This window comes from Amycolatopsis sp. BJA-103 (genome assembly GCF_002849735.1).
Lineage (GTDB): Bacteria > Actinomycetota > Actinomycetes > Mycobacteriales > Pseudonocardiaceae > Amycolatopsis.
In genome coordinates this window covers 8,932,969-8,957,930 of record NZ_CP017780.1, presented here as the reverse complement: position 1 = coordinate 8,957,930, position 24,962 = coordinate 8,932,969, and the positions used below count along the sequence as shown (strand labels likewise).

General features: G+C 68.0%; 18 protein-coding genes. 9 read left to right on the top strand and 9 right to left on the bottom strand.

Going from position 1 to position 24,962, the window contains the following annotated elements:
• The first annotated feature begins 48 nt into the window (after positions 1-48).
• Together secA2 and BKN51_RS40640 are read left to right on the top strand one after the other, a co-directional pair.
• On the top strand, positions 49-2,376 hold the full coding sequence (secA2, locus tag BKN51_RS40645; protein WP_101612610.1) for an accessory Sec system translocase SecA2: 2,328 nt from the start codon (positions 49-51) through the stop codon (positions 2,374-2,376).
• Between the two features lie 222 nt (positions 2,377-2,598).
• Positions 2,599-4,356, top strand: a complete 1,758-nt coding sequence (locus BKN51_RS40640) for an NAD+ synthase (protein WP_101612609.1) — start codon at positions 2,599-2,601, stop codon at positions 4,354-4,356.
• Here the strand turns inward: BKN51_RS40640 and BKN51_RS40635 are convergent.
• Positions 4,327-4,953 (bottom strand): VOC family protein, encoded by a 627-nt coding sequence (locus tag BKN51_RS40635; RefSeq protein WP_101612608.1) that lies wholly within the window; start codon positions 4,951-4,953, stop codon positions 4,327-4,329. The genes BKN51_RS40640 and BKN51_RS40635 overlap by 30 nt on opposite strands.
• 97 nt (positions 4,954-5,050) lie before the next feature.
• Between BKN51_RS40635 and BKN51_RS40630 the strand changes: the two genes are divergently transcribed.
• Entirely contained in the window at positions 5,051-5,587 is a 537-nt protein-coding gene (locus BKN51_RS40630; protein ID WP_101612607.1) for a methylated-DNA--[protein]-cysteine S-methyltransferase, read from the top strand.
• On the opposite strand, the gene BKN51_RS40625 is transcribed toward BKN51_RS40630, so the two are convergent.
• Positions 5,584-6,171: a DinB family protein gene (locus tag BKN51_RS40625; protein ID WP_101613760.1), complete on the bottom strand. Its 588-nt coding sequence runs from the start codon at positions 6,169-6,171 to the stop codon at positions 5,584-5,586. The two genes, BKN51_RS40630 and BKN51_RS40625, sit on opposite strands and share 4 nt — an antisense overlap.
• A gap of 148 nt (positions 6,172-6,319) precedes the next feature.
• The gene (gene lysX, locus BKN51_RS40620) at positions 6,320-9,637 is read right to left on the bottom strand and encodes a bifunctional lysylphosphatidylglycerol synthetase/lysine--tRNA ligase LysX (protein WP_101612606.1); all 3,318 of its coding nucleotides are present in this window, start codon (positions 9,635-9,637) and stop codon (positions 6,320-6,322) included.
• 255 nt (positions 9,638-9,892) lie between these two features.
• Here lysX and panB point away from each other — a divergent pair, with 255 nt between their 5' ends.
• The 4 genes from panB (at position 9,893) to BKN51_RS40600 (ending at position 16,178) form a co-directional block, all read left to right on the top strand.
• Positions 9,893-10,768 (top strand): 3-methyl-2-oxobutanoate hydroxymethyltransferase, encoded by an 876-nt coding sequence (panB, locus tag BKN51_RS40615; protein WP_101612605.1) that lies wholly within the window; start codon positions 9,893-9,895, stop codon positions 10,766-10,768.
• 235 nt (positions 10,769-11,003) lie between these two features.
• Positions 11,004-11,978 carry a hypothetical protein gene (locus BKN51_RS40610; RefSeq protein WP_101612604.1) on the top strand — a complete coding sequence of 325 codons (975 nt, stop codon included), beginning with the start codon at positions 11,004-11,006 and terminating at the stop codon, positions 11,976-11,978.
• A gap of 89 nt (positions 11,979-12,067) precedes the next feature.
• Entirely contained in the window at positions 12,068-13,075 is a 1,008-nt protein-coding gene (pip, locus tag BKN51_RS40605) for a prolyl aminopeptidase (protein ID WP_101612603.1), read from the top strand.
• 145 nt (positions 13,076-13,220) lie between these two features.
• Positions 13,221-16,178, top strand: coding sequence for a PQQ-dependent sugar dehydrogenase (locus tag BKN51_RS40600; protein ID WP_101612602.1), 2,958 nt, complete (start codon positions 13,221-13,223; stop codon positions 16,176-16,178).
• Between the two features lie 48 nt (positions 16,179-16,226).
• Here BKN51_RS40600 and BKN51_RS40595 read toward each other — a convergent pair whose 3' ends face one another.
• The 5 genes from BKN51_RS40595 to BKN51_RS40575 all read right to left on the bottom strand — a co-directional run bounded on the left by BKN51_RS40595 (position 16,227) and on the right by BKN51_RS40575 (position 21,764).
• Positions 16,227-17,033: an ABC transporter permease gene (locus tag BKN51_RS40595; protein ID WP_101612601.1), complete on the bottom strand. Its 807-nt coding sequence runs from the start codon at positions 17,031-17,033 to the stop codon at positions 16,227-16,229.
• A gap of 9 nt (positions 17,034-17,042) precedes the next feature.
• On the bottom strand, positions 17,043-17,927 hold the full coding sequence (locus BKN51_RS40590) for an ABC transporter permease (RefSeq protein ID WP_101613759.1): 885 nt from the start codon (positions 17,925-17,927) through the stop codon (positions 17,043-17,045).
• A gap of 76 nt (positions 17,928-18,003) precedes the next feature.
• A complete protein-coding gene (locus BKN51_RS40585) occupies positions 18,004-19,209 on the bottom strand; it encodes an ABC transporter substrate-binding protein (protein WP_101612600.1) in 1,206 nt (401 codons plus the stop codon).
• A gap of 27 nt (positions 19,210-19,236) precedes the next feature.
• Entirely contained in the window at positions 19,237-20,346 is a 1,110-nt protein-coding gene (locus BKN51_RS40580) for an ABC transporter ATP-binding protein (protein ID WP_101612599.1), read from the bottom strand.
• A complete protein-coding gene (locus BKN51_RS40575) occupies positions 20,343-21,764 on the bottom strand; it encodes a gamma-aminobutyraldehyde dehydrogenase (protein WP_101612598.1) in 1,422 nt (473 codons plus the stop codon). The genes BKN51_RS40580 and BKN51_RS40575 overlap by 4 nt, the downstream gene beginning before the upstream one ends.
• A 164-nt stretch (positions 21,765-21,928) precedes the next feature.
• On the opposite strand from BKN51_RS40575, the gene BKN51_RS40570 reads away from it, so the two are divergent.
• A complete protein-coding gene (locus tag BKN51_RS40570) occupies positions 21,929-22,672 on the top strand; it encodes a FadR/GntR family transcriptional regulator (RefSeq protein WP_101612597.1) in 744 nt (247 codons plus the stop codon).
• Between the two features lie 32 nt (positions 22,673-22,704).
• Entirely contained in the window at positions 22,705-23,439 is a 735-nt protein-coding gene (locus BKN51_RS40565) for a cache domain-containing protein (protein ID WP_101612596.1), read from the top strand.
• Here the strand turns inward: BKN51_RS40565 and BKN51_RS40560 are convergent.
• Positions 23,423-24,910, bottom strand: coding sequence for a PucR family transcriptional regulator (locus BKN51_RS40560; protein WP_168214507.1), 1,488 nt, complete (start codon positions 24,908-24,910; stop codon positions 23,423-23,425). The genes BKN51_RS40565 and BKN51_RS40560 overlap by 17 nt on opposite strands.
• Positions 24,911-24,962: the final 52 nt, after the last annotated feature.

The window sequence follows — 24,962 nt, the reverse complement described above, 5'->3', positions numbered from 1 at the left end:
GTTGGTGATACGAGTGCGGACGGCAGAAGAACAGACGGGAGCACAGGGGTGGCAGCACTGATCAGCCGGGTGGGCAAGAAGCTGCGCCGGATCATCCAGCGGCCGGGCAGCGTCGAGCTGACCCGCTACGAAGCGCTGCTGCCGGCCATCGAGAAGCTCGAGCCCGAGTTGGAGAAGCTCTCCGACGAGGAGCTGACAGAGCGGGCCGGCAAGCTTCGGGACGCCACGTCCTTCGGCAACGACCAGCTGGTCGAGGTCTGCGCGCTCGGCCGCGAGGCCGCTCGGCGCGCGCTCGGCGAGCGTGCCTTCGACGTCCAGCTGCTCGGCACGATGGGCCTGCTCAGCGGGCATATCGTGCAGATGGAGACCGGTGAGGGCAAGACGCTGGCGGGCGCGCTGGCAGGCGCCGGGTACGCGCTGCGAGGGAAGCACGTCCACGTCGTCACGGTGAACGACTACCTCGCCCGCCGTGACGCGGAATGGATGGGCCCGATCTACGACCTGCTCGGCGTCTCCGTCGGCTGGATCGAGCCCGCTCACTCGCGCGGCGAACGCCGCGAGGCATACGCGAAGGAGGTCACGTACGGCGCCGTCAGCGAGATCGGCTTCGACGTGCTTCGCGACCGCCTGGTGACCCGCGAAGAGGACTTGGTCCAGCGCGATCCCGAGGTGGCGATCGTCGACGAGGCCGACTCCGTGCTGGTCGACGAGGCGCGCGTGCCGCTGGTGATGGCGGGGTCGATCGACCACACCGACGCCGACGACGAGGTCGCGAACATCGTCCGGCGGCTGCGGCTCGGGCTGCACTACGAGACCGACGCCGACGGCCGCAACGCGTGGCTGACCAAGGCGGGCGCGTCGGTGGTCGAGAAGGCCCTCGGCGACGACATCAACCTTTACGACGACACGGGTTCGGACCGGCTGCCCGCGGTGAACGTGGCGCTGCACGCGCACGCGCTGCTCACCCGCGACGTCGACTACCTCGTGCGTGACGGCAAGGTGCAGCTGATCAACGCCGCACGCGGCCGCGTCGCCGAACTGCAGCGCTGGCCGGACGGCCTCCAGGCCGCCGTCGAGGCGAAGGAGCAGGTCAAGGCGACCGACCGGGGCGAGATCCTCGACTCGATCACCGTGCAGGCGCTGCTCGCGCGCTACCCCGAGGTCGCGGGCATGACCGGTACCGCGGTCGCGGTCGCCGAGCAGCTGCGCGAGTTCTACAAGCTCGAGGTCGCGGTCATCCCGCCGAACACACCGAACATCCGTGAAGACCAGGAGGACAGGATCTTCGGGTCGCCGTCGCAGAAGCTGCGCGCGATCGAAGAGGAGATCCGGCGGGTACACGAGAGCGGGCGGCCGATCCTCGTCGGCACCCAGGACGTCGCCGAATCGGAGGAACTGGCCGAGAAGCTGGCGAAGGTCGAGCTCGAATGCGTCGTCCTCAACGCGCGCAACGACGCCGAGGAAGCCGAGATCATCGCCGACGCCGGCAAGAAGGGCGCGGTCACCGTTTCGACCCAGATGGCCGGTCGAGGGACCGACATCCGGCTGGGCGGCAAGGACGGCGACGGTCGCGACGAGGTCGTCGAACTGGGCGGCCTGCACGTGATCGGCACCGCCCGCTACCCGTCGAGCAGGCTGGACGGACAGCTGCGCGGCCGGTCCGGGCGGCAGGGTGACCCGGGCAGCGCGGTGTTCTTCGCCAGCTTGAACGACGAACTTGTGCTGTCGAACGCGCCGGACGTGCCCGAAGGCATCAGCTCCGACGTGGGCAGCGGCGAGGTCACCGACCCGGCGGCGCTGCGGCAGATCAACCACGCGCAGCGCGTCGCCGAGGGTGTCGACCTGGAGATCCACCGGAACACCTGGCGCTACACGCGGCTGATCGAGCGGCAGCGCGGCGAGCTGCTCGAGCACCGGGACAAGGTGCTGCGGACGGCGCACGCGGCGGAGGTGCTGGAGAAGGCGCACCCGGAGAAGTTCAAGGAGCTTTCGGAGGCCGTCGACGACGAGGCTCGTGTCGAACAGCTGAGCCGTGAGGTGCTGCTGTTCCACATCGACCAGCTGTGGTCGGACCACCTGGCGTTCCTGACCGACGTGCGGGAGAGCATCCATCTCCGCGCGCTGGCACGGGAGACGCCGATCGACGAGTTCCACCGCGCGGCGATCCCCGAGTTCCACAAGATCATCCCGGAGGCGGCCGAGCGGGCGGCTAAGACGCTCGAGGAAGCCGAGATCACCGAGAACGGGATCGACCTCGGTGACGCGGGCGTGCGGCGGGCGAACACGACGTGGACCTACCTGGTGCACGACAACCCGTTCGACTCCGACTTCGAGCAGACCATCAAGAAGGTGCGGAGCATGATCAAGCGGAAGTAGCTCCGGCCCGGAACGCAGCGGGGGACCTTTGCTGTCGCTCTCCAAAAGAGAGTGACAGCAAAGGTCCCCCGCTCTCTTTTTCCGCGAAATCCCAGGTCAGGCGTCCGGCGATAGCAAAGGTCCCTTGCTCCCCCGCCGGTCACGCCCCGGCGAACAGGACCCAGGTGGGCGATTCGGCACATCCACTCGTCCCTGCAGGCACCGGTGGGTGAGAATGACGGCATGCCGCAACTGCGCATCGCACTGGCCCAGGTCAACACCACCGTCGGGGACCTCGAGGGCAACGCCGATCTCACCGTCGAGTGGACCCGCAAGGCCGCCGAAGCAGGCGCCCACATCGTGGTCTTCCCGGAGATGTCCCTCACCGGTTACCCCGTCGAGGACCTTTCCCTCCGCCCGACGTTCGCCTCCGCCTCGAAGCAGATGGTCGAAGCGCTCGCCCGGCGGCTCGAGGAAGCCGGATGCGGCGAGGTGCTCACCTACATCGGGTACCTCGACCTGGACGAGGCCGGCCCGCGCGACGCGGCGGCCGCGCTGTACCGCGGCGAGGTGGTCGCCCGCCAGTTCAAGCACCACCTGCCCAACTACGGTGTCTTCGACGAGCACCGCTGGTTCAAGCCGGGCCACGACCTCGAGGTCGTCCGCTTCCGCGGCGTCGACGTCGGCATGGTCATCTGCGAGGACGTCTGGCAGGACGGCGGCCCGATCTCCGCGCTGGGCAAGGCCGGGGTGGACCTCGTGGTCGCGCCCAACGCTTCGCCGTTCGAGCGCGCGAAGGACGACATCCGCCTGCCGCTCATCGCCCGCCGCGCGGCCGAGGCCGGGGCGCCGCTGGTGTACACGAACCAGGTCGGCGGTCAGGACGACCTCGTCTTCGACGGCGATTCGATCGTGGTCGGCGCGGACGGCCGGTTGCTGGCGCGCGCTCCGCAGTTCGTCGAGCACCTGCTCGTCGTCGACACGGACCTCGTCGCGGGCGGGCACACCGCCGAGGGCGAGTTCGAGGGTCTGCGGGTCAAGCGCCGCGTCCTCAGCGAGGAGCCGGTTCCGGCCTACAGCCCGAGCAGCGATTCGGCCATCAGCGAGCCGCTGTCGGACGAGGCCGAGGTCTGGCACGCGCTCGTCGTCGGCCTGCGCGACTACGTGCACAAGAACGGCTTCTCGTCGGTGACGTTCGGCTTCTCCGGCGGCATCGACTCGGCGGTCGTGGCGGCACTGGCCGCCGACGCGCTCGGCGGCGACAACGTCTACGGCGTTTCGATGCCTTCGGAGTACTCCTCGGGACACTCGAAGGACGACGCCGCTGATCTGGCCCGCCGCATCGGCGCGCACTATCGCGTCGAGCCGATCGCGGACATGGTCAAGATCTACGTCGAACAGCTTCAGCTGACCGGCCTCGCCGAAGAGAACATCCAGGCCCGCGTCCGCGGCATGCTGCTGATGGCACTGTCCAATCAGGACGGTCACCTGGTGCTCGCCACCGGCAACAAGACCGAGCTCGCCGTCGGCTATTCGACGATCTACGGCGACGCCGTCGGAGCCTTCGCGCCGATCAAGGACCTGTTCAAGACCTACGTCTGGCATCTGGCCAAATGGCGCAACGCGGAAGCCGAAAAGAACGGCGAGACCCCGCCGATCCCGGAGAACTCGATCACCAAGCCGCCGTCGGCCGAGTTGCGGCCCGGGCAGCTGGACAGTGACTCGCTGCCCGACTACCTGATGCTCGACGACATCCTCGACGACTACATCGAGGGCGACCGCGGTTACGTCGACCTGGTGGACGCGGGCTTCGAGCCGGAGACCATCGATCGTGTGGTGCGCATGGTCGACAAGGCCGAATACAAGCGCCGCCAGTACCCGCCGGGCACCAAGATCACGTTCAAGGCGTTCGGGCGGGACCGGCGGCTGCCGATGACCAACGGCTGGCGCGAGGGCACGGTCGTGACCCGCTCAGCTCAGCGTGACCTGCTTCCCGGCTGAGTTCTGGAGCACGGCCACCAGGCCGGGCTTCGCGTCGCGCCGGACGAGCATGTCCATCCCGAGCGCCCGGACCGCGGACTCGACCGCGGCGGGCTCGGGGTGGACACCGGTGACCAGGAGCAGCGGAATCGAGGGGAGTCCCCGCGTCGTCGGATGCGGGGTGTTCCCCCAGTCGATGAGAAAGGGCGCGAGCCCGTTCAAGCCGCCGGCGCCGGTGAGGCGCCAGGTCAGCAGTTCGCCGTCGTCGGTGGCGCGCGACATCTCGAACGCCTCTCCCGGGTCGTAACCACGTTCACGGGCCTCGGCGATCGCGTCGTCGATGCCCTGAACACGCGCGGCCCAGGTGACCAGGGCGGGCTCGGTCAACTCGTCGATGCCGAATGGCCGCAGCCCGGCGTGCCCGGGTTGGTCCGGATCGGGCCCCACTACTTCGAGGTAGGCGCCGGCGCCGAGATCGGCCAGATAGTTGGCCGTGCCGAGCCCGACATGCCTGCCCCCGCGTACGGGCGTGACGCCGGTCAGATCCGCGACGCGCGCGACGGCCTCTTCGAGATTCGGCCCGGCGTAGACGAGGTGATCAAGCACGAGGTCGGTCATGCCCATAGTCCTATCGCAGCCGCCGTGTCCTTGGCACCGTGGTGTCGCCAAAAGCGGCTAAGCCGAAACTGTCGGACCTGTCTCGTACCCTGGATTCATGACGGCACCGGGCTACGCCGTGTTCGGCACCGCGATCGGCGACTGCGGCATCGCGTGGAGCGAACGCGGGGTCATCGCGGTCCAGCTACCCGAAGGCAGTGAAGAGAAGACCAGGGCGCGGCTCACCGCACGCCTGCCCGACGCGGTCGAGTCCGCGCCGCCGGCAGAGGTCCAGCGGGCGATCGGCGACGTGGTCTCGTTGATGAGCGGCAAGCGCACGGACCTCACCGGCGTCGAGCTCGATTACGAGGGCGTGCCGGAGTTCCATCACCGGGTGTACGAGTTCATCCGCTCGATCCCCGCTGGCAAGACGCTGACCTACGGCGACATCGCGAACATCCTCGGCATGCCCGGTGGGGCGCAGGCCGTGGGGCAGGCGATGGGCCGTAACCCGTTCCCGATCATCGTGCCGTGCCACCGCGTGCTCGCCGCGGGCGGCAAGGACGGTGGGTTCTCCGCGCGTGGAGGGGTCGCCACCAAGCGCCGGATGCTGGTCATCGAAGGCGCTTTGGCGGACGAACCGACGTTGTTCTAAACGGCTTGGGTGGGCAACCACGGCTTGAGCCAGGGCGTCTCCGGCCAGCCTTCCGCGGCGGCCATCAGCGGGATCGCGGTCGCGCCGTCGATGTGCTCGCGGATGATGTCGGCATGCCCGGCGTGCCGTGCGGTCTCCTCGATGAGGTGGAGCAGCACCCAGCGGACAGACCAGGCCTCGACGTCCTTCGGATACCAGGGCACGCCCTGCGGCACCGGGACAGGCTGGCCGAGGTCGGCGATCCCGGCGATGACGTCCGAGGTGCGGCGGGCGACCTCGTCATAGCGCGCGTAGACGCTTTCGATCGTCTCGTCCGGCGCCATCACGTAGCCCGCTTCGTACTCCTTCATCGTCTCTTCCATCGGCTTCGCGGGCTTCTGGAGGATGATGTCGAGCCAGCCGTCTTCGACGTGCGCGGTGTGCTTGATCAGGCCACCGACACTCAGTGAGCTTTTGGTCGGGACGGCTCTGGCCTGTTCTTCGGTGAGTCCGTGGGCCGCGATCCGCAGGACGTGGCGCTGCTGCTCGAGGTAGGCGAGGAGACCTTCGCGCTCGTCGGCGACCGGGGGAACGTTTCCAGCCATGGTGGCTCCTTCCATCGGGAAGGAGATCTTTACATCCGGCTCCGACTTCCCGAAGCGATTCGGCGAGGAAGAGAGCAAGGGACCTTTGCTATCGCTCGTTAGTGAGGCTAACGAGCGATAGCAAAGGTCCCCTGCTCTCCCGCGGCCGCTACGACTGGGGACGCACGAACGGGAACAGCACCGTCTGCCGGATCGACGCACCGGTCAGCATCATCAGCAGCCGGTCGACGCCGATGCCGAGCCCGCCGGTCGGCGGCATGCCGTGTTCGAGCGCGAGCAGGAAGTCCTCGTCCAGCTCCATCGCCTCGACGTCACCGCTCGCCGCGCGCAGCGACTGGGCCTCGAGCCGCCGCCGCTGTTCGAGAGGGTCCGTCAGTTCGGTGTAGGCCGTGCCGACCTCGGAGCCGAACGCGATCAGGTCCCAGCGCTCGGCCAGCCGCGGGTCCACGCGGTGTTGCCGGGTCAGCGGCGAGACGTCGGTCGGGTAGTCGGTGTAGAAGGTCGGCAGCACGGTCGCGCCTTCGACGAGATGCTCGTGCGCCTTCAGCACGAGGTCGCCGTGACCGGCCTCCTCGTTCACCGGCACTCCCGCCGCGCGGCACAGCCGCTGGAGTTCGGCGACCGAGGTGCCCGCGTCGATCTTCTCCCCGAGCGCAGCCGAAACGGCCTCGTGGACCGGGATCACCGGCCAGTCACCGGAGATGTCGTACTCGATGACCTTTCCGTCCGGCCCCGGACGGCGGACGACCTGCGCGCCGTACGCGGCCTCCGCGGCGTGCTGCACGAGTTCACGCGTCAGAGTCCGCATCGTGTTGTAGTCGGCGTACGCCTGGTACGCCTCCAGCATGGTGAACTCGGGATTGTGCGTCGCATCGACACCTTCGTTGCGGAAGTTCCGGTTCAGCTCGAAAACGCGCTCGACCCCGGCCACGCACAACCGCTTCAGATACAGCTCGGGCGCGATCCGCAGGTACATCCGCATGTCGTATGCATTGATGTGGGTGACGAACGGCCGGGCGTTGGCGCCGCCGTGCACGGTCTGCAGCATGGGCGTCTCGACTTCGAGATAATCGTCCTGGTGCAGTCGTTCCCGCACCGCGCGCACCACGGTCGAGCGCATCCGCAGCATCGCCGTCGAATCCGGGTTCACCGCGAGGTCGAGGTAGCGCTGCCGCACCCGCGTCTCCGGGTCGGTGAGGCCTTTTCGCTTGTCCGGCAACGGATGCAGGCTCTTCGCCGTAACTGTCCACTCGTCGACGAGCACGGAAAGTTCGCCACGCCGTGACGTCACGACCTGCCCGCTCACACCCACGTGGTCGCCGAGGTCGACACCGCGCCGCCAGCCGCCGAGGTCGAGCACGGAGGCGTCGAGCATCAGCTGGATCTCGCCGCCGAAGTCCTTGACCCGCGCGAAACAGAGCCCGCCGAGGTTGCGCATCGCGAGCACCCGTCCGGCGATGCGCACCCGGTGACCCGTGTGGCTGTCCGGGCTCAGGTCGCCGAACTTGGCGACGACGTCGCCGAGCTGATCCTCCCGGGCGAAACCGACCGGATAGGGGTCGATCCCGGCTTCCCGCAAGCGATCCAGTTTCGCCATCCGCACGCGGACCTGATCGGGCCGCCGCACCTGCTTCGGCGCGGGGGTGGCCGCGTTCGCGTCGATGCGATGGACCTCGGCGACGAATTCGTCGGTGACGGTTTCCAGTTTCAGCGCCCGGGCCGAACGTCCGGTGGGGACGAATCCTTCGAGCGCGCCGGCGACGATGCCGACCCGTGGCAGCCGCCGAGCCGAGGAATAGCACAGGAACCGCGGTTCCCAGTCGGGTCCGTACTTGGCGTTCGACCGGTAGAGCGACTCCAGCTGGAAGAATCGCGACGCCATGCTGAGGACGCTGCGCCACGCGCGCAGCACCGGGCCCGCGCCGATCCGCTCCCCCTCGGAGAAGACCGCGCGGAACATCGCGAAGTTCAGGGAGATCCGTTGTGCGCCAAGGTGTGAGCTCGCCGCCACGACCTCGGCGACCATGTACTCGTTGAGCCCGTTTTCGGCGTCGCGGTCGCGCCGCATCAGGTCCAGGGACAGACCGCGCCTGCCCCACGGGACGAACGACAGCATGCCGCGAAGCTCGCCCTTGGCGTCGTACGCCTCCACCATCACGCTGCGGCCGTCGCTCGGATCACCGAGCCTGCCGAGCGCCATCGAGAACCCGCGTTCGGTCTCCGCGCCACGCCACTGCTGCGCCTGCAACAACAGCCTGGCCATCTCGTCGGCAGGGATTTCGCTGTGACGCCGGACTTTCGTGGTGTATCCGGCCCGTTCGATCCGTTTGACCGCTTGGCGGACCGAGCGGCGCTCTGGCCCGGCGAGGCTGAAGTCACGAACGTCGAGGACCGCTTCGTCGCCGATTTCCAGTGCGCGCAGACCCGCGTCGGCATAAGCCTTCGCGCCGCGTTCACTCGCACCGAGTACGCCGGGGGTCCAGCCGTAGGTTCGTGACTCGTTCAGCCAGGCGCGGACCGCGTCCGGCCAGGCGTCGGGATCTCCGATGGGGTCGGCACTCGCGACGCTGGTGCCCGCGAGCACACGGTAGGCCACGGCGGCGCGGCCGTTGGGTGAGAAGACGACACTCTTCTCGCGCCGGGTGGCGAAATACCCCAAAGAGTCGTCTTCGCCGTGTTCGGCGAGAAGGCGCCGTACGCGCAGTTCTTCCTCGTCCGTCCTCAAGCGACGGCTGCGTACGCCGCGGAAAAGCGTGTACAACGCGGCCGTCGCGACGGCCGTCGCGCTGAGGTCGAGCAGGAGGTCGAGCCAGGCGGGACCTTCGCCGATGCCGACGCGGCGCAGCTGGATGTTCTCACCGGTCGTGTGGTTGACAACCCAGGCGAACCGCTCCCAGGTGTCCGCGAGGCGACCAGGGAAGGCTTCGCTCAAGCCCCAGCCGACGAGGATGACCGCGGCGAGACCGCCGAAGAGCACGGTGAAGCCGTCACGCCAGGCGCCAGGCGCGAGCCGGGCCGGGAACGCCGGGCGGATGATCCAGAGGAACACGATCATCCCGATCGAGATCAGGTCGGCGACGGCCAGCACCCACACCTGGTGCGGGATGTGCCGGACCTGCCACGGCCCCAGCTTGAGCAGCTCGGGCGACCACAGCAACGCGGCTTGGAAGGCCAGGGTCACCGCCAGGCCGCCGAACTGGAACAGCAACAACGTGTACAGAGCGGCGCGTTTGCGGCGGCGGAGCGCGGCGCCGAGGACGACGAGCAACAGGACGATCACGAGACTCGCGTTCGTCGGGATGCTCAGTGCCGAGAAGGCGACGTCACCCGCCTTGAGCACCGGCCCCTTCACGCCGCCGGCGAGGAGGAGGATCACCGAGAACACGGCCGCGAGCTGCACGAGGGTGGCGACGATGCCGCCCGCCCTCGCCTTCCACGGCGGCACACGGCTCGCTGGGTTTACCATTCTGGCCTTTCGCGGTACTCACAGGTGATCGACAGCTGCTCTTACTTGACGTCAGACAACCCCGTGTGGTTGTCAACGATCATCATCCTCTGGTCTCAATTTCGTCGTTCGCAGGCGTGACGCTGCCTCGACACCGCGGTGTGAAGCTGGTCGCAGGGCCTTGGGAGGGCCATTCCCGCGTGTCACGCTTTGACTTGTTCAGCTCCACGACCCGGGGACCTCATCGAGGCCTCGAGGGAAGGACGGTCGACAAGGATGTCTGCCACTGAAAAGGATTCCGGCGAGCTCGTCGCTCCGTACGGGACCGGCGCGGCGCCCCAGACCACGTCTGGGAAGAAAGTCCGCGTACATCACCTTCGCGAGATGAAGGAGCGCGGCGAAGCTTGGCCGATGCTCACCGCCTACGACATGTACACCGCCGCGCTGTTCGACGAGGTGGGCATTCCCGTGCTGCTCGTCGGGGATTCCGCGGCGAACAACGTTTTCGGCTACGACACGTCGCTTCCGGTGACCGTGGACGAGCTGCTTCCCCTGGTCCGCGCGGTGACCCGGTCGGTGAAGCGGGCATTGGTCGTGGCCGACCTGCCGTTCGGCTCCTATCAGCTTTCGCCGCAGCAGGCGCTGGAGACGTCGGTGCGGTTCATGAAGGAAGGCCGTGCGCACGCGGTGAAACTCGAAGGCGGGCGGAAATTCGCGCCGCACGCCGAGGCACTGACTTCAGCGGGTGTCCCGGTAATGGGACATATCGGATTCACCCCACAGAGTGAACACAATCTGGGCGGCTACCGGGTCCAGGGACGCGGCGAAGCGGCCGACGCGCTGCTCGCCGACGCGCTCGCCCTGGAGGAGGCCGGCGCCTTCGCGGTCGTCATGGAGATGGTGCCCGCCGAAGCGGCGAAGCGGATCACGCACGAACTGAAGATCCCGACCGTCGGCATCGGCGCGGGGCCGGACTGCGACGCGCAGGTGCTCGTCTGGCAGGACATGGCCGGGCTTCGGCGCGGCAAGACTCCTCGCTTCGTGAAGAAGTACGCCGATCTCGCCGGCGTACTGGCCGGGGCCGCGACAGCGTTCGCGGAGGACGTCCGGCGAGGCGAGTTCCCGGCCTCGGAGCACTCTTTCCACGACTGACCCACCTCTGACCTGCACAAAGAGAGCAAGGGACCTTTGCTATCACTCCCGCTGGGGAGGGCGACAGCAAAGGTCCCTTGCTCTCTTTCCCGGTGGGCGGTGCGCGCAGACCCTCCTTTAGTTGTTCACGTATATGAACTTCAATCATGTCCTTGACTAGCGTTCGAGAGCTGCCTTACGGTCTAGCCGTCGCCGCCACGACCGAGCTTCGATCCCTCGACGAGGAGGACCACGGATGCGTGTTCGTGAGCGGGTTCTGACCATCGCGACCGGTGCCGCACTGCTGTCGACGCTGGCGGCGCACCCCGCACAGGCCGCGACGGTCCGCGTCGGGACTTCGGAGCAGCTGACGACGGCGCTCGCCTCGGTCACGCCCGGCACCGTCATCGAGCTCGCGGCCAACACGACCTTCTCGGGCAACTTCAAGGCGGCGAAGAGCGGCACCTCCGGCAGCCGCATCACGCTGAAGGGTCCCCGGAGCGCGGTCATCAAGGCCCCGGCCGGGCGCACGCTCGAACTCACCGGCAGCTACTGGAACCTGACCGGCTTCACCCTCACCGGTGGCCAGAAGGGCCTGATGGCGACGGGCGTCAAGAACACCGTCGTCGACGGCATCAAGGTCACCGCCGTCGGCCACGAAGGCATCCACTTCCAGTACACGAGCACCGACAACGTCGTGAAGAACTCCGAGGTGACCGACACCGGCCGCGAGTTCGCGGGCTACGGCGAAGGCATCTACTTCGGTTCCGCAAAGGGCAACTGGCCGGGCGGCACGCCCGACCGGAGCGATCGCAACAAGGCGCTCGGCAACAAGATCGGCCCGAACGTGCGGGCCGAGTCGATCGACATCAAGGAAGGCACCACCGGCGGTGAGCTGCGCGGCAACGTCTTCGACGGGACCGGGCAGAGCGGCGAGCACTTCGCCGACAGCTGGGTGGATCTGAAGGGCAACAACTACGTGGTCGCGGACAACCGGGGCAGCAAGGTCTTCGTGCACGACGCGACCTACGGCGGCTTCGAGGTCCATGTCCAGCTTGACGGCTGGGGCCGCGGCAACACCTTCTCCGGCAACACCGCGGACGTGCAGTCCAGCCACGCGTACGGCTTCTATCTCGTGAAGGCCGCTACGGGGAACAAGGTCTGCGCGAGCAACAAGGTGACCGGCGCCGGGAAGGGATTCGCGAACGTGGCCGCCACGGCGGGCTGCTGACGCGATCGAAGACCGGGGGCCCGCTCAGCCCGGCGGCGGGGGCGGGCCCCCACCCTTCGGACACTCGCCGATTCGGGCAAAGTGTCCGTATGGACGATTTGTATCCGCCCATCCACGTTCGCGCCGAGGGCATGCTCGACGTCGGCGACGGGCACCGGATCTACTGCCAGGAGGCGGGGAACCCGGACGGCAAACCGGTGGTCGTCCTGCACGGAGGCCCTGGTAGCGGCATCTCGCCGATGGCGAGGCGGCATTTCGATCCCGAGGTCTACCGGATCATCCTGTTCGACCAGCGCGGCACCGGCCGCAGCACTCCGGCCATCGGCGAACCGGACGTCGACCTGTCGGTCAACACCCTCTGGCACCTCGTCTCGGACATGGAAAAGCTGCGCGAACGGCTGAATCTCGAACAATGGCAAATCTTCGGCGGCTCGTGGGGCGCGACTCTCGCCCTCGCCTACGCCGAGACCCATCCGAGCCGCGTCACCGAGATCATCCTGCGCGGCGTCTTCACCGTCGGCCGCGGCGAACTCGACTGGATCTACGGCGGTGGTGCGGCGAACCTCTTCCCCCGTGAGTGGGAAGACTTCCTCGCTCCGATTCCCGAAGAACGCCGCGACGACCCGATGGCGGCCTATCGCGACCTCGTCTATCACCCCGATCAGGTCATCCGGGAGCGCGCCGCCATCGCCTGGAGCACCTGGGAAGGCGCGATCGTCTGCCTGCGCCCGGATCCGGCCTTCCGCAACCAATACGCGTCACCGGACTTCGCGGTCACGTTCGCGCGGCTCGCGTTGCACTATTTCTGCCACGGGGCGTGGCTCGAGGAAGGACAGCTGATCCGCGAGGCCGGCAAGCTGTCGGGGATTCCCGGCGTGATCGTGCAGGGGCGGTACGACGCGGTGTGCCCGCCGGTGACGGCTTACGAGCTGCACCGGGCTTGGCCGGACTCGAAGCTGGATCTGGTGGAAGCCGCCGGGCACGCGGTGACGGATCCGGGGATGCTGGCGGCGCTTCGGGAGGCGACGGATTCTTTCCGACCAGCTCTGACTTTCGGCATGCAAATGGCCGATGACAAGGCGGGTCCAGACCAATAGCGTTCTCCTTGATCATCGTCCTTGGGGGGATCCAGGTGTCTTGATCGTCGCGTTGCGTCCTGCCGTGGCCACGACACATCTTCGCTCCGGCCTGCGCGCGATCTGATGCTTCGGGAGCTCTCTTCGTCCGAAGAAAGCAGGTCTGATGCGTTCTCGAAGATCCGTCGCCGCCGCGACGGCCGTCTTGACCGCGCTCGGAATCACCGCTGTCACCACACCTGCCGCCGAAGCGGCGCCTGTACTACCGACCGGATTCGTTTTCGTCGACACGCCGACCGGGCAGCCGTCGGGAGAGCTCACCGACGCCGCGTATCTGCCCGACGGCAGTGCCTTGACGACCGGCAAGCAGGGCTCGGTGCGCTGGACACCGAGCGGCGGTCAGCCGATCGAAGTCGCTTCGATCCCCGTCTACACCGGGGGATCGCTCGGCTTGACCAGTATCGCGGTGGCCCCGGATTACGCCACCAGCCGGACGATCTACACCACTCAAGCGGTTCCCGGCGGTTCCACCGGGCGTGTGCTCCGCGTCAGCAAGTGGCAGGCACAGGGCACGGGCGCGCCGACCGGGCTCACCGGTGAATCGGTGGTCCTCGAATTCGCGGCGAACTCCGACGAGAGAGGGATCCAGGATCTCGCCGTTGATCCGACGGGCAGCGCCCTCTGGATCGCGGTCGGCGACAACGCCACCGATGAACCCGTCGACAGGTTCGCCCTGCACGCGCTGGACCCGAGCCTGCCGACCGGCAAGGTACTGCGTGTCGACACGAGCGGGCGCGGCGTCGCGGACAACCCCTACTACGACCCCAGCCACCTCACCTCCTGGCGAGGCCGTACCTATCTCAGCGGCCTGCGCGATCCGCGCGTCACGCTCGACCCTCGGGGCGGAGTGCTCGTCACGGACACCGGCCCGGCCGGACGGCACGAAGTGAACATCGCACTTCCCGGCCAGAGCTCGAAATGGCCCTGCTGGAACGGGAACACCAGGACACCCGGCTACCAGGACCTGCCGGAGTGCGCCGGCGTGACGAACACCGCGCCGCTGGTCGAGGCCGGCCAAAATGGCAACGGTGCCCTCGTCGGGGGCCTTCGGTACGGCGGGCAGGCCTACCCCGAGCAGTACCGCGAGAGTCACTTCGTGGCCGATAAGAGCGCCGGCACCTTGTCGACGCTCAGCTTCACCAGTTCGGCGCAGGTGAACAACCCACTCACGCTTTTCGCCTCCGCGCTCGGCAGCCCGGTTTCGATCGCGACGGCCCCCAACGGCGACATCGTGGTGGCCGACGCGGACACCTCGGCGTTGCGGCGGCTGAGTTACCGTCCCGCCAACAAGGTCCCGGTGGCGGAATTCAACGCCACCATCGATCCCGTCACCCGGACCGTCTCGTTCGACGCGGGCCTGTCGACGGACCCGGACTTCGACGAGCTCTCCTACCAGTGGGACTTCGGTGACGGCGGAACCGGCAGCGGGCGCGCCTCGGAGCACACCTACGGGCCGGGATACACCGCGACCGCCACCCTGACCGTGAAAGACATCCACGGCGCCATGGCGAGTTCGAGCCAGACGATCACGCCTGGTGGCGCGGGCCCGGTGATCACGCTGCTCCCGCCGATCCAGGGCACGGTGTACTCGGCGAGGGCAACAGTCGAGGTGTCCGCGGAATCGGACGATCCCGTCGACGGGCCGATCACCGTCATCTGGAAGGCGGAGCAACGGCGTTGCCCCGCCGACGACAGTTGTACTACCACCTTGGTGCGCCACGGCTCGGGATCGACCCTCAAGATGGACTTCCCTGAGGAGACCGACAGCAGTCTCGTGCTCACCGGGACCGTGACGAACAGCCGCAACGTCGTGGCGAAGGCGCGCTATGTCGCCCAGCCACGCCTCGCGCGGCTCACGGTCGCCGGTAGTCACCCGGCCCAGCTCACCGTCGAACCCGGTCGGAGCGCGAACCGCCTGGTGACCGTCGGCTCTCCGCTGAGGCTCTCGGCGCCGGCCACCGCACTCGACGGCGCGGTTTTCCACCGGTGGGCGGACAGCTTCGGCACCGACGCGCAGCGGGAGATCCGGATGACGGCCGCGGAACTCACGCTCCGCGCGGACTACCGCTCACCCATCGAAAAACGCTATGCGGACGAGCCCGCGCTGCGCACGACACTGGGTGCCGCCGTGGGACGTGAGGTCATCGAGAGCCCGGGGCACTGGCAGGCCTATGCCAACGGCCGGCTCTATTGGACCTGGCGACACGGTGTGACCGCCGTCCAAGGCCGAATCCACGAAAAGTACGTCGCCCTCGGCGCGCATGCCTTCCTGGGTGCTCCCAACATCGACGAGTTCCCCGGCAAGGTGGGCGACGGCCGCTTCAGCCACTTCGAAGGCGGGCCCACGACCGGTGAGGGGACGATCTACTGGACGCCGGCTTCCGGTGCGGCGGTGGTCTACGGTCCCATCCGCGACAAGTGGCTCGAGACCGGTTCGGAGAGCGGGGTGCTCGGCCACCCGACCACCGACCAGGCGGCGACGCCGGACGGGACCGGCCGGTACAACCACTTCGTCAACTCGTCGATCTACTGGACGGCCGCGACCGGGGCGCACTTCATCATGGGCGCCATCCGGGAGAAGTGGAAGACGCTCGGGTGGGAGAGGTACTTCGGCTACCCCACCACCGACGAGACCGGCACCCCGGACGGGGTGGGCAGGTACAACCATTTCAGCCGGGTCGGCTCGATCTACTGGACACCGTCGACCGGTGCCTACGAGGTGCACGGCTGGATCCGCGAGCGCTGGGCGGGCCTCGGCTGGGAAACCGGGCTCGGCTATCCGGTGACCGACGAGACCTGGACGCCGCAGGGAAGCGGCAAGTACAACCACTTCCGCAAGGACAACGAGGAACACTCGATCTACTGGCGGTTCGGCACCAGCGCCGCTTTCGACGTCCGGGGCGCGATCCGCAATCGCTGGCGACAGCTCGGCTGGGAGACCTCGTATCTCGGATTCCCGACCAGTGGCGAGTACGACGTCCCCGGCGGCAAGCGTAGCGACTTCCAGAACGGCTACATCGTCTTCACGGCCGCGACCGGGGCGGTGGTCGACCGCCGGTACTGAGTGAAATCGAGAGCGCCGGTGCGGCTTTTGGGCCGCACCGGCGCTTTTCTACAACCGCCCGCCGGAAGTCGTGTCGCCGGAAAGCCGTTGTGCCAGATAGACCGGGATCGCCGACGCGAGGATCAGCACCGCCGCCACGACGTTGACGATCGGTGCCTGGTTCGGCCGGAACAGGTTGTTCAGGATCCAGATCGGCAGGGTCTCCAGCCCGGTCCCGAGGGTGAACGTCGTGACGATGATTTCGTCGAACGACAGCGCGAACGCCAGCAGACCGCCGGCCAGCAGAGCCGAGCGCAGCATCGGGAACGTCACCAGCCGGAACGTCGTGAGGCCGTCGGCGCCGAGGTCCATCGACGCCTCTTCGAGATTGCCGCCCATCCGCCGCAAGCGCGCGACGACGTTGTTGAACACCACCACGATGCAGAACGTCGCGTGCGCGACGATCGCGGTGAACAGGCCCAGGTCGATGCCGAGGATCGTGCGGAAAGCGTTGTTCAGCGCGATGCCGGTGACGATGCCGGGCAGCGCGATCGGCAGGATGATCAGCAGCGACACCTGATTGCGGCCGAAGAACCGGTACTTCTGCAAGGCGAACGCCGCCATCGTGCCCAGTACCAAGGCGATCGCCGTGGCCGCGAGTCCTGCTTGGACACTCGTGCCCAGCGCGTTCAGCGCGCCTTCGTTCTCCGCGGCCCGTCCCCACCATCCCAGGGTGAATCTCGACGGCGGCCAGCCGAAGGTGGTGTCCGCATTGAACGAATTGAGCAGCACCACCAGCAGCGGGAAGTAGATGACCGCGAGGCCGAGAACCAGAGCCGCCAGCAACAGGTATTTGGTCGTCCGGGAAAGCCGCATCGCGCGCTCCTACAGGTTGTCCAGCGCGCCCGTGCGGCGCACGGCGGCGAGGTAGGCGAGCATGATCACCACGGGCACGGTCGCGACGGTCGCCGCGAACGGCAGGTTGTTGGCCGCGCCGATGTTGTCGTAGACGACGTTCCCGAGCATCTGCGACGTGCCGCCGACGATCTTCACCGCGATGTAGTCGCCCAGCGACAACGAGAACGTGAAGATCGAACCGGCGACGACCGCCGGGAACGTCACCGGCAGAACCACCGAGCGCAAGGTCCTGAACGGCCGGGCGCCGAGGTCGCCGGATGCGTCCACAAGGGAATTGGGGAGCCGCTCCAGGCCCGCGTAGATCGGCAGGATCATGTACGGCAGCCACAGATACGACAAGGTGATCACGGTCGCGAGCACGCCGTAGCCGGGGGTGTCGAGGCCGAACGGGTTGAGCAGCCAGTGCAGGACTCCGTTACCGGACAACATGCTCCGCCACGCGTAGGCCTTCACCAGGTAGCTCGCCCACAGCGGGGTCATCACCGCGATCACCAGGAGCCGTCGCGCCCTCGGTGAGGCGAATTTCGCCATGTAGAACGCCATCGGGAACGCGATGACGGCGGTGATCACGGTGACCAGCGCGGCGATCCCGACCGTCCGGAGGGTGATCGTGCGATAGACCGCGTCACTGAACAGGGTGACGAAGTTGTCCAGCGACCATTCGGTGACGACCTGGCCGGTGAAGACGTCGGTGTGCCAGAACGCGGTCACGAACAGCGCGGCCAGCGCGCCGAGGTAGGCGAGACCGAGCCACAGTGCCGGCGCGGAAAGCAGCATGGCCAGCCGTAGCCGGGGCTTGCGGTACAGGAAGGCGGAGGCTTTCCGCCTCGGCGAATCGAGCGTCGTGGTCATCATGTCCACCTACGGGGATGGGACCGGGAGCGGCCGGCGTTGGGGGCACCACCAGCCGCTCCCGGAGTTCGGGAGGTCAGCCCTTGATCTCGGTCCAGGCGCGCGTCCACTCGCCGTAGTCCTTGCACTTGACGTCGGTGCGGCCGTCGAGGCACTGCGTGATCGGCGTCGTCCAGTAGTGGATCTTCGCGGCGTACGCGGCGTCACCGGCGTGGTAGGTGTCGCAGTGCGCCTTGTTCTTGGTTTCGGCGCACGCCTTGGGGTTCGAGGGCGATTCACCGAAGTATTCGGCGACCTGGGCGTTGGCCTTCGGGCTGACGATGTGGTTCAGCCACTTGTAGGAGCACGTCTTGTGCGGCGACTTCGCCGACACCATCCAGGTGTCCGACCAGCCCGTCGCGCCTTCGGACGGCAGCACGGATTCGACCGGCGCGCCCTCGCTCTTGGTCAGGTTCACCGTCACCTGCCAGGCGGTGCCGACGACGGCGTCGCCGCTCTTGAGCGCCTGGCTCTCCTTCAGGTAGTCCGACCAGTACTCCCCCACCATCGGACGCTGCTGCTTGAGCAGGTCGACGGCGGCCTGGAACTGCTTGTCATCCAGCGCGTACGGGTTCTTGATGCCGAGTTCGGGCTTGTGGGTCTGCAGGTACAGCGCGGCGTCGGCGATGTAGATCGGCGAGTCGTAGGCGGAGATCTTGCCCTTGTACGGGCTGTTCGCGTCGAACATCACCGACCACGACGTCGGCGCCGGGCTCACCTTGTCGGTCCGCCAGGTGAGCAGGTTCGCGCCCCAGCCGTGCGGCACGCCGTAGGACACGTTGTTCACGCTGTTCCACGGGCGGTTCTTGAGGAAGTCGAAGACGTCGGCGTAGTTCGGCACGAGCGCGGTGTTCACCGGTTCGACGTCTCCGGACGCGATGAGCCGCAGCGAAGCGTCACCGGAGGCGGAGATGACGTCGTACTGCCCGGTCTTCATCAGGCTCACGGCTTCGTCGGAGGTGCCGAACGCCTTGACGTTGACCTTGCAGCCAGTCTCCTTCTCGAAGCCGGTGACCCAGTCGACGGCCGGGTCGTTGGAACCGTTCTCCGCATAACCCGGCCAGGCCAGCACGTTGACCTGGCCTTCGAGCTGACCGAGCTGAGCGAGCGCGTCGAGTTTCGGCGGGGTGAAGCCCTGTCCGCCGGGCGCGGCGGCGGTCGAATTGGATCCGGAGGTTCCGCAGGCGGCCACGAGCAGGCCGGCGCCGAGCAGCCCGGCGAGCGCGAGTTTCCTGTTCTTCATTGAACAACCTTTCGGTGCTGGGGAGAACTAACCGGCTTCGGGGACGCGGAAGCTGTGTTCGTGCCGCCAGCTCAGGCGGACACGGCCGCCCTCGAAGTCCGCGGGTTCGGCGGTGTTCTGCCGGACCACGGAGAGCTGGCCACCGGCGTCGAGCGTGACCTCGTAGCGCACGGTGGCGCCGGCGTAGACGGTGTTCGTGACGGTGCCGGTGGCGCTGGTTTCGCCGACGTCCGCCGCCTGCGAGAGATCCGCGTCGATGCGGATCTTTTCGGGGCGGATGCTGAAGACCCCGGGTTTGCCGATGATGTTTTCGGCACCACCGCCGCTGAGCAGGTTCGAGGTGCCGACGAACCCGGCGACGAACGCCGACGCCGGCCGTTCGTAGACCTCGACCGGTGAGCCGACCTGTTCGATGCGGCCGGCGTTGAACACCGCGATGCGGTCGCTCATCGTCAGCGCCTCGTCCTGGTCGTGGGTGACGAAGATGAAGGTGATGCCGACGTCGCGCTGGATCTGTTTGAGCTCGGTCTGCATGGTGTGACGCAGTTTCAGGTCGAGCGCGCCGAGCGGTTCGTCGAGCAGGAGCACCTTCGGGCGGTTGACCAGGGCTCTGGCGAGGGCGACGCGCTGCCGCTGACCACCGGAGAGCTGGTCGGGCTTGCGCTCGCCGAACTCGCCGAGTCTCACCGTGTCGAGGGCTTCCTTCGCACGCTGACGCCGCTCCGCGCGGGGCACGCGTTTCACCCGAAGGCCGTACTCGACGTTCTGGCGCACGGTCATGTGCGGGAAGAGCGCGTAGTCCTGGAAGACCGTGTTGACGTCGCGGTCGAAGGGCGCGAGACGGCTGACGTCGCGGCCGTGGAGTTCGATCGTGCCCGCCGTCGGGAGTTCGAAACCGGCGATCATGCGGAGCACGGTCGTCTTGCCGGAACCGGACGGGCCCAGCATCGAGAAGAACTCGCCGGGCGGGATGTCGAGATCGACGCCGTCGACCGCGTGGACCTGGCCGAACTCCTTGCGCAGGCCGCGCAGCCGGATGGCCGGGTCCCCGCCGGCGATAGCAAAGGTCCCTTGCTCCCCCGCCGCGGAGGCGGGGTGCGTTCGCTGAGGCATGGCGTGCCTTTCGGTGGTCGTCACAGCGCGCTCATCACGTGCTTGACGCGGGTGTAGTCCTCGAGGCCGTAGAGCGAGAGGTCCTTGCCGTAGCCGGACTTCTTGAAGCCGCCGTGCGGCATTTCGGCGACCAGCGGGATGTGCGTGTTGATCCACACGCAGCCGAAGTCGAGCTTTCCGGCCAGCCGCATCGCCCGCTGGTGGTCGGCGGTCCACACCGACGACGCGAGCGCGTAGTCGACGCCGTTGGCCGCGGCGAGCGCTTCGGCTTCGGAGCCGAACCGCTGGACGGTGATGACCGGGCCGAAGACCTCCGTCTGGCTGATCTCGTCGTCCTGGCGGACGCCGGAGATCACCGTCGGCGCGTAGAAGTAACCCTCGTCCCCATACCGTTTGCCTCCACAGTGGACTGTCGCGTGAGAGGGAAGCCGATCGACGAATCCGGCCACCCTTTCGAGTTGCGCGGCGTTGTTGAGCGGCCCGTAACCGACCGACGTGTCGTCGGGTTTCCCGGTGGTGGTCGCCCGCGCCTGCCGGATGAGCGCCTCTACGAACGCGTCGTGGACCTCGCCGTCGACCAGGACCCGGGTCGCCGCGGTGCAGTCCTGGCCTGCGTTGAAGTACCCGGCGGCGGCGATGCCTTCCGCGGCCGCCTCGATGTCAGCGTCGGCGAAGACCACTACGGGCGCCTTACCGCCGAGCTCGAGATGTACGCGCTTCACGTCCTTCGCCGCCGAAGCGGCGACTTCGATCCCGGCGCGCACGGAGCCGGTGATGGACACCATCGCGGGGATCTCGTGCTCGACGAGCGCGCGGCCGGTTTCGCGGTCGCCGCAGATCACGTTGAGCACGCCGGGAGGCAGGAATTCGGCGCAGATCTCGGCGAGGAGCAGGGTCGACGCGGGGGTCGTGTCGGCCGGTTTGAGCACCACCGTGTTCCCCGCGGCGAGCGCGGGAGCGATCTTCCAGACCGCCATGAGGAGCGGGTAGTTCCACGGCGTAACCTGCGCGCACACGCCGATCGGTTCTCGGCGGACGAAAGAGGTATGCCCTTCCATGTATTCGCCCGCCGACCGTCCTTCCAGGACACGCGCGGCCCCCGCGAAGAACCGCAACTGGTCGACGATCATCGGCAGTTCTTCCGCCGCGGTGAGCGCGATCGGCTTGCCGGTGTTCGCCGATTCGACGAGCACGAGGCCGTCCGCGCGCGCTTCGACGGCGTCGGCGATCTTCAGCAACGCGAACTGGCGCTGCGCGGGTGTGGTCCCACGCCACTGTTCGAAAGCGGCGGCCGCGACCTTCAGCGCGCGATCGACGTCCTCGGGGCCGGCGACGGCGGCGGTGCAATACGGGCGGCCGGTGACGGGATCGATGATGTCGGCGACCTCGCCCGACGCGGATCCGATGTACTCACCGCCGATGAAGTGCTTCAACTGCTGCACGAGAGCTCCTGGCTACTGGGCCTGGGGGCGTGAGGCGATAGCAAAGGTCCCTTGCTCCCTTGTGGGGCGGCGAGGGAGCTAAAACATATAAGTCCAGATGTTAAATGACAAGACGATGGGGCAAGATTGGTTCCATCGGGTAGCGGTACGGGCGAAGGGCCACCATGCGTAAGGGGATGTCGCACAGCGCGCGGTCAGCGATGTTCGCGCCACTCGACCAGATCGGCCGGGCGGAAGCGGTCACCGCGCGGCTGGTCGACGCCATCACGCTCGGACTGCTGGCCGACTCGGAACAGCTGCCGAGCGAAGCCGAACTGGCCGCCCAGTTCGGCGTATCCACCGTGACCGTTCGCGAAGCGCTCGTGGCCTTGCGGCAGCAGGGCCTTGTCGAGACGCGACGCGGCCGAGGCGGCGGAAGCTTCGTGAAGACGCCCGTAGACCCTTCGGCCGCTTCGTGGCGAGAACGCCTTCGCACTGTTTCGCTGTCGGATCTTCGCGACGTCGGCGACCACTACCTCGCCATCGCCGGCGCCGCCGCCAAACTCGCCGCCGAGCGGAGTTCGCCCGAGGACATCGAGCGGCTCGAGCTGGCGACCGAGGACATCCGCATCGCGACCGGCGCGGAAGCGTCGCGCGCCGAACGCCAGTTCCACCTCGAAGTCGCCGCGGCCGCGCAGTCGCCGCGACTGACCAGGGAGGAAGTGCAGTTGCAGAGTGAGCGAGGCGGGCTGCTGTGGCTGCCGCTCGAGCCGCACGGCACCCGGGAGAACGCCTACGCCGAACACCGCGCGATCACCGCCGCCATCGCGCTGGGCGACGGCGAGCTGGCCAGGAAACTCACCGAGGAGCACATCCTCGAGGCGATAGACCGGCTGGCGGACGTGCATTTGGACCTTCTGGCCCCTTAAGCTGCGGCATCCGCGCATCCGAGGTGAGCATCGTGAACGACACACCGTCCGCCGGTTCCGAGGTCGTCGAGCAGGTATCCGCCCTGGTCGAGGACGTCTTCGGCAGACTGAAGCCGGTTTTGTCCGGTGCCGAGGGGCTGCTGGCCGCGTCCGCCGATGCCACCGCCGACGACCTGACCCGGCTCCGGCCGCAGGTCTTCGACGTTCTCGGCGGCCTGGTCGTCGGCGCGGGGTTCATCAGCGCGCCGAACGCGCTGGCCGATCAGGAGTTCGGCTTCGACTGGTGGACCGAGACCGGGGACGCCGAACCCGCCCAGCTGGTCATCAGCCTCGATCCGGCCAGCGACAACTTCCTCGACTACACCCGGCAGTCGTGGTTCACCGTCCCGCGTGACACCGGCCGCCGTCACATCAACGGCCCGTACGTCGACTACCTCTGCACCGACGAGTACACGCTGACGTTCACCGTCCCCGTCCAGCGGAACGGCTCGTTCGCGGGCGTCGTCGGCGCGGACATCCACGTACGCGAGGTCGAGCGCCTGCTGCAGCCGAAGCTGCGCGCGCTCGGCGGCCGCGCGGCGCTGGTCAACGCCCAAGGCCGGGTGATCGTGTCGAACAACGCGCGCCAGGCCACCGGTTCGCTGGTGCGCGATGTCGACGTCCCGGCGTGGTGGTCGTCCGGCGCGGAACCGGTCACCACCGAGAGCGGCGCGACGCTGCGGCGGTGCGGGGAATCCCCGATCGCGCTGGTCAGGTCCGAGCGCTGACCTGCAGCGCGAGCCAGAATTCGGCGCGCACACCGGGGGAATCGAGGTCGCGACCGGTCAGGTCGGCGACCTTGCGCACGCGGTTGCGCAGGGTGTGCCGGTGCACGCCGAGCCGCGCGGACGCCAGATCCCAGTGACCGTGGTGTTCGAGCCAGCAGGTCAGTGAGGCGACCAGTTCGCCCCGGCCGGTTTCGTCGTGCTGCCGCAACGGCGCCAGCAGGCTGTCCGAAAACGCTTGCGCCGCTTGGGAATCGACCAGTTCCAGGAAGCCGCGCCCGGCATGGTCGGCATAGGGGACGAACTCCACTCCCCTGGCTTTCGCCACCCCTGCCGCCTGCTCGGCTTGGCGGACCCCGAACGCGAATTCCGCGATGCCGATGATTTCGGAGGAGCCACCGTGCAGACCGCTGACGCGGGCCGCGAGCCGCACCACCCGCTCCGAGACGCGAGGATCCGCGACCGTCGCGGCGATCACCGCGGTGCCCGAGTGCGCGAAGAACACCTCGTGCGCCTCGGTTTCCGCTTCGAGCAGAGCGTGCAACGCCTGCCTCGCCCCCGGCGGCCCCACGAAGGCATGAACCCGCCAGGGCGCGTCCGGAGCATCTCCCCAAACCGTGGAAAGGGCACTCGTCACGATCTCGTCCTGCCCGCTCACCAGGAGGTCGAACAACCCGGTGCGCAAGTACCGCAAAGCAGCCACGTGTTCACGATTCTGTTCCAGCGCAAGGGAAAGTAGGGAAACAGCGGTGTTGACGATGTGCTGCCCCGCGGCGTCGAGCGGCCCGCGGGTCCCGACGACGAGCACGCCGCGCGCGCGGGTGTCGAGCGTCTGCAGGACGACCTCATACTCCCCCACCGCCGTCACGAGCGTGCCCGCACGCAGGCGCGCGAGATCTTCTCGCACGTCGTCGACGGAGTCGCGAGCGGAGGCAGGTGCCGCTTCGGCGACCCGGCCCGCCGAATCGAGCAGGAGCACCCAGCCGTCGACCAGCTTCGCCAGTTTCCGGACGACCCCGCCGGGACCGCCCTTGCCGACGGCGGTCCTGGTCAGTTCCTGCTGCCCCTTGCCGGTGCGGACGAGCGACGCGTACTCGTCGGCGGCGACCGCGCGGGAGACCGCGCGCGTGATCGCGATGAACGGCGTCTTCCTCGGCACTTCGAGAACCGGGAGCCCGACCTCCTCAGCGGTGTCCACAAGGGACTGAGGGATGCTCTCGTGACTGAGGCCGACACCGAAACCGAGCCCCGCCACGCCCGCGTCGACAAGTCTCCGGATGTACTCCGGCGCCGTGGTCTCATCGAGCGAGAGGCCGGTGGTCAGGAGCAGCTCGCCGCCTTCGAGGAAGGCCTGCGGATCGGTCAGTTCGGTGGGGTGGACCCAGCCGATCGGCCGGTCGAGCCCGCTTTCGGCCGCACGCACGCGCAGGCCGAGCGGTCGTTCGGCCGCGAGGGCGCGGAGCGTCAGTGCCATGTTGTCCAATTCTACGCCTCGATATGGACAAGATGTCGAGCTGACGCGGCCC

Coding starts and splice junctions, on each gene's coding strand:
- panB (WP_101612605.1), top strand. CDS start 9,893: ATGTCTGCCACTGAAAAGGATTCCGGCGAGCTCGTCGCTCCGTACGGG.
- BKN51_RS40590 (WP_101613759.1), bottom strand. CDS start 17,927: ATGACCACGACGCTCGATTCGCCGAGGCGGAAAGCCTCCGCCTTCCTG.
- BKN51_RS40625 (WP_101613760.1), bottom strand. CDS start 6,171: ATGGCTGGAAACGTTCCCCCGGTCGCCGACGAGCGCGAAGGTCTCCTC.
- BKN51_RS40600 (WP_101612602.1), top strand. CDS start 13,221: ATGCGTTCTCGAAGATCCGTCGCCGCCGCGACGGCCGTCTTGACCGCG.
- BKN51_RS40585 (WP_101612600.1), bottom strand. CDS start 19,209: ATGAAGAACAGGAAACTCGCGCTCGCCGGGCTGCTCGGCGCCGGCCTG.
- BKN51_RS40570 (WP_101612597.1), top strand. CDS start 21,929: ATGCGTAAGGGGATGTCGCACAGCGCGCGGTCAGCGATGTTCGCGCCA.
- BKN51_RS40610 (WP_101612604.1), top strand. CDS start 11,004: ATGCGTGTTCGTGAGCGGGTTCTGACCATCGCGACCGGTGCCGCACTG.
- BKN51_RS40560 (WP_168214507.1), bottom strand. CDS start 24,910: ATGGCACTGACGCTCCGCGCCCTCGCGGCCGAACGACCGCTCGGCCTG.
- BKN51_RS40595 (WP_101612601.1), bottom strand. CDS start 17,033: ATGCGGCTTTCCCGGACGACCAAATACCTGTTGCTGGCGGCTCTGGTT.
- BKN51_RS40640 (WP_101612609.1), top strand. CDS start 2,599: ATGCCGCAACTGCGCATCGCACTGGCCCAGGTCAACACCACCGTCGGG.
- BKN51_RS40635 (WP_101612608.1), bottom strand. CDS start 4,953: ATGACCGACCTCGTGCTTGATCACCTCGTCTACGCCGGGCCGAATCTC.
- BKN51_RS40630 (WP_101612607.1), top strand. CDS start 5,051: ATGACGGCACCGGGCTACGCCGTGTTCGGCACCGCGATCGGCGACTGC.
- lysX (WP_101612606.1), bottom strand. CDS start 9,637: ATGGTAAACCCAGCGAGCCGTGTGCCGCCGTGGAAGGCGAGGGCGGGC.
- pip (WP_101612603.1), top strand. CDS start 12,068: ATGGACGATTTGTATCCGCCCATCCACGTTCGCGCCGAGGGCATGCTC.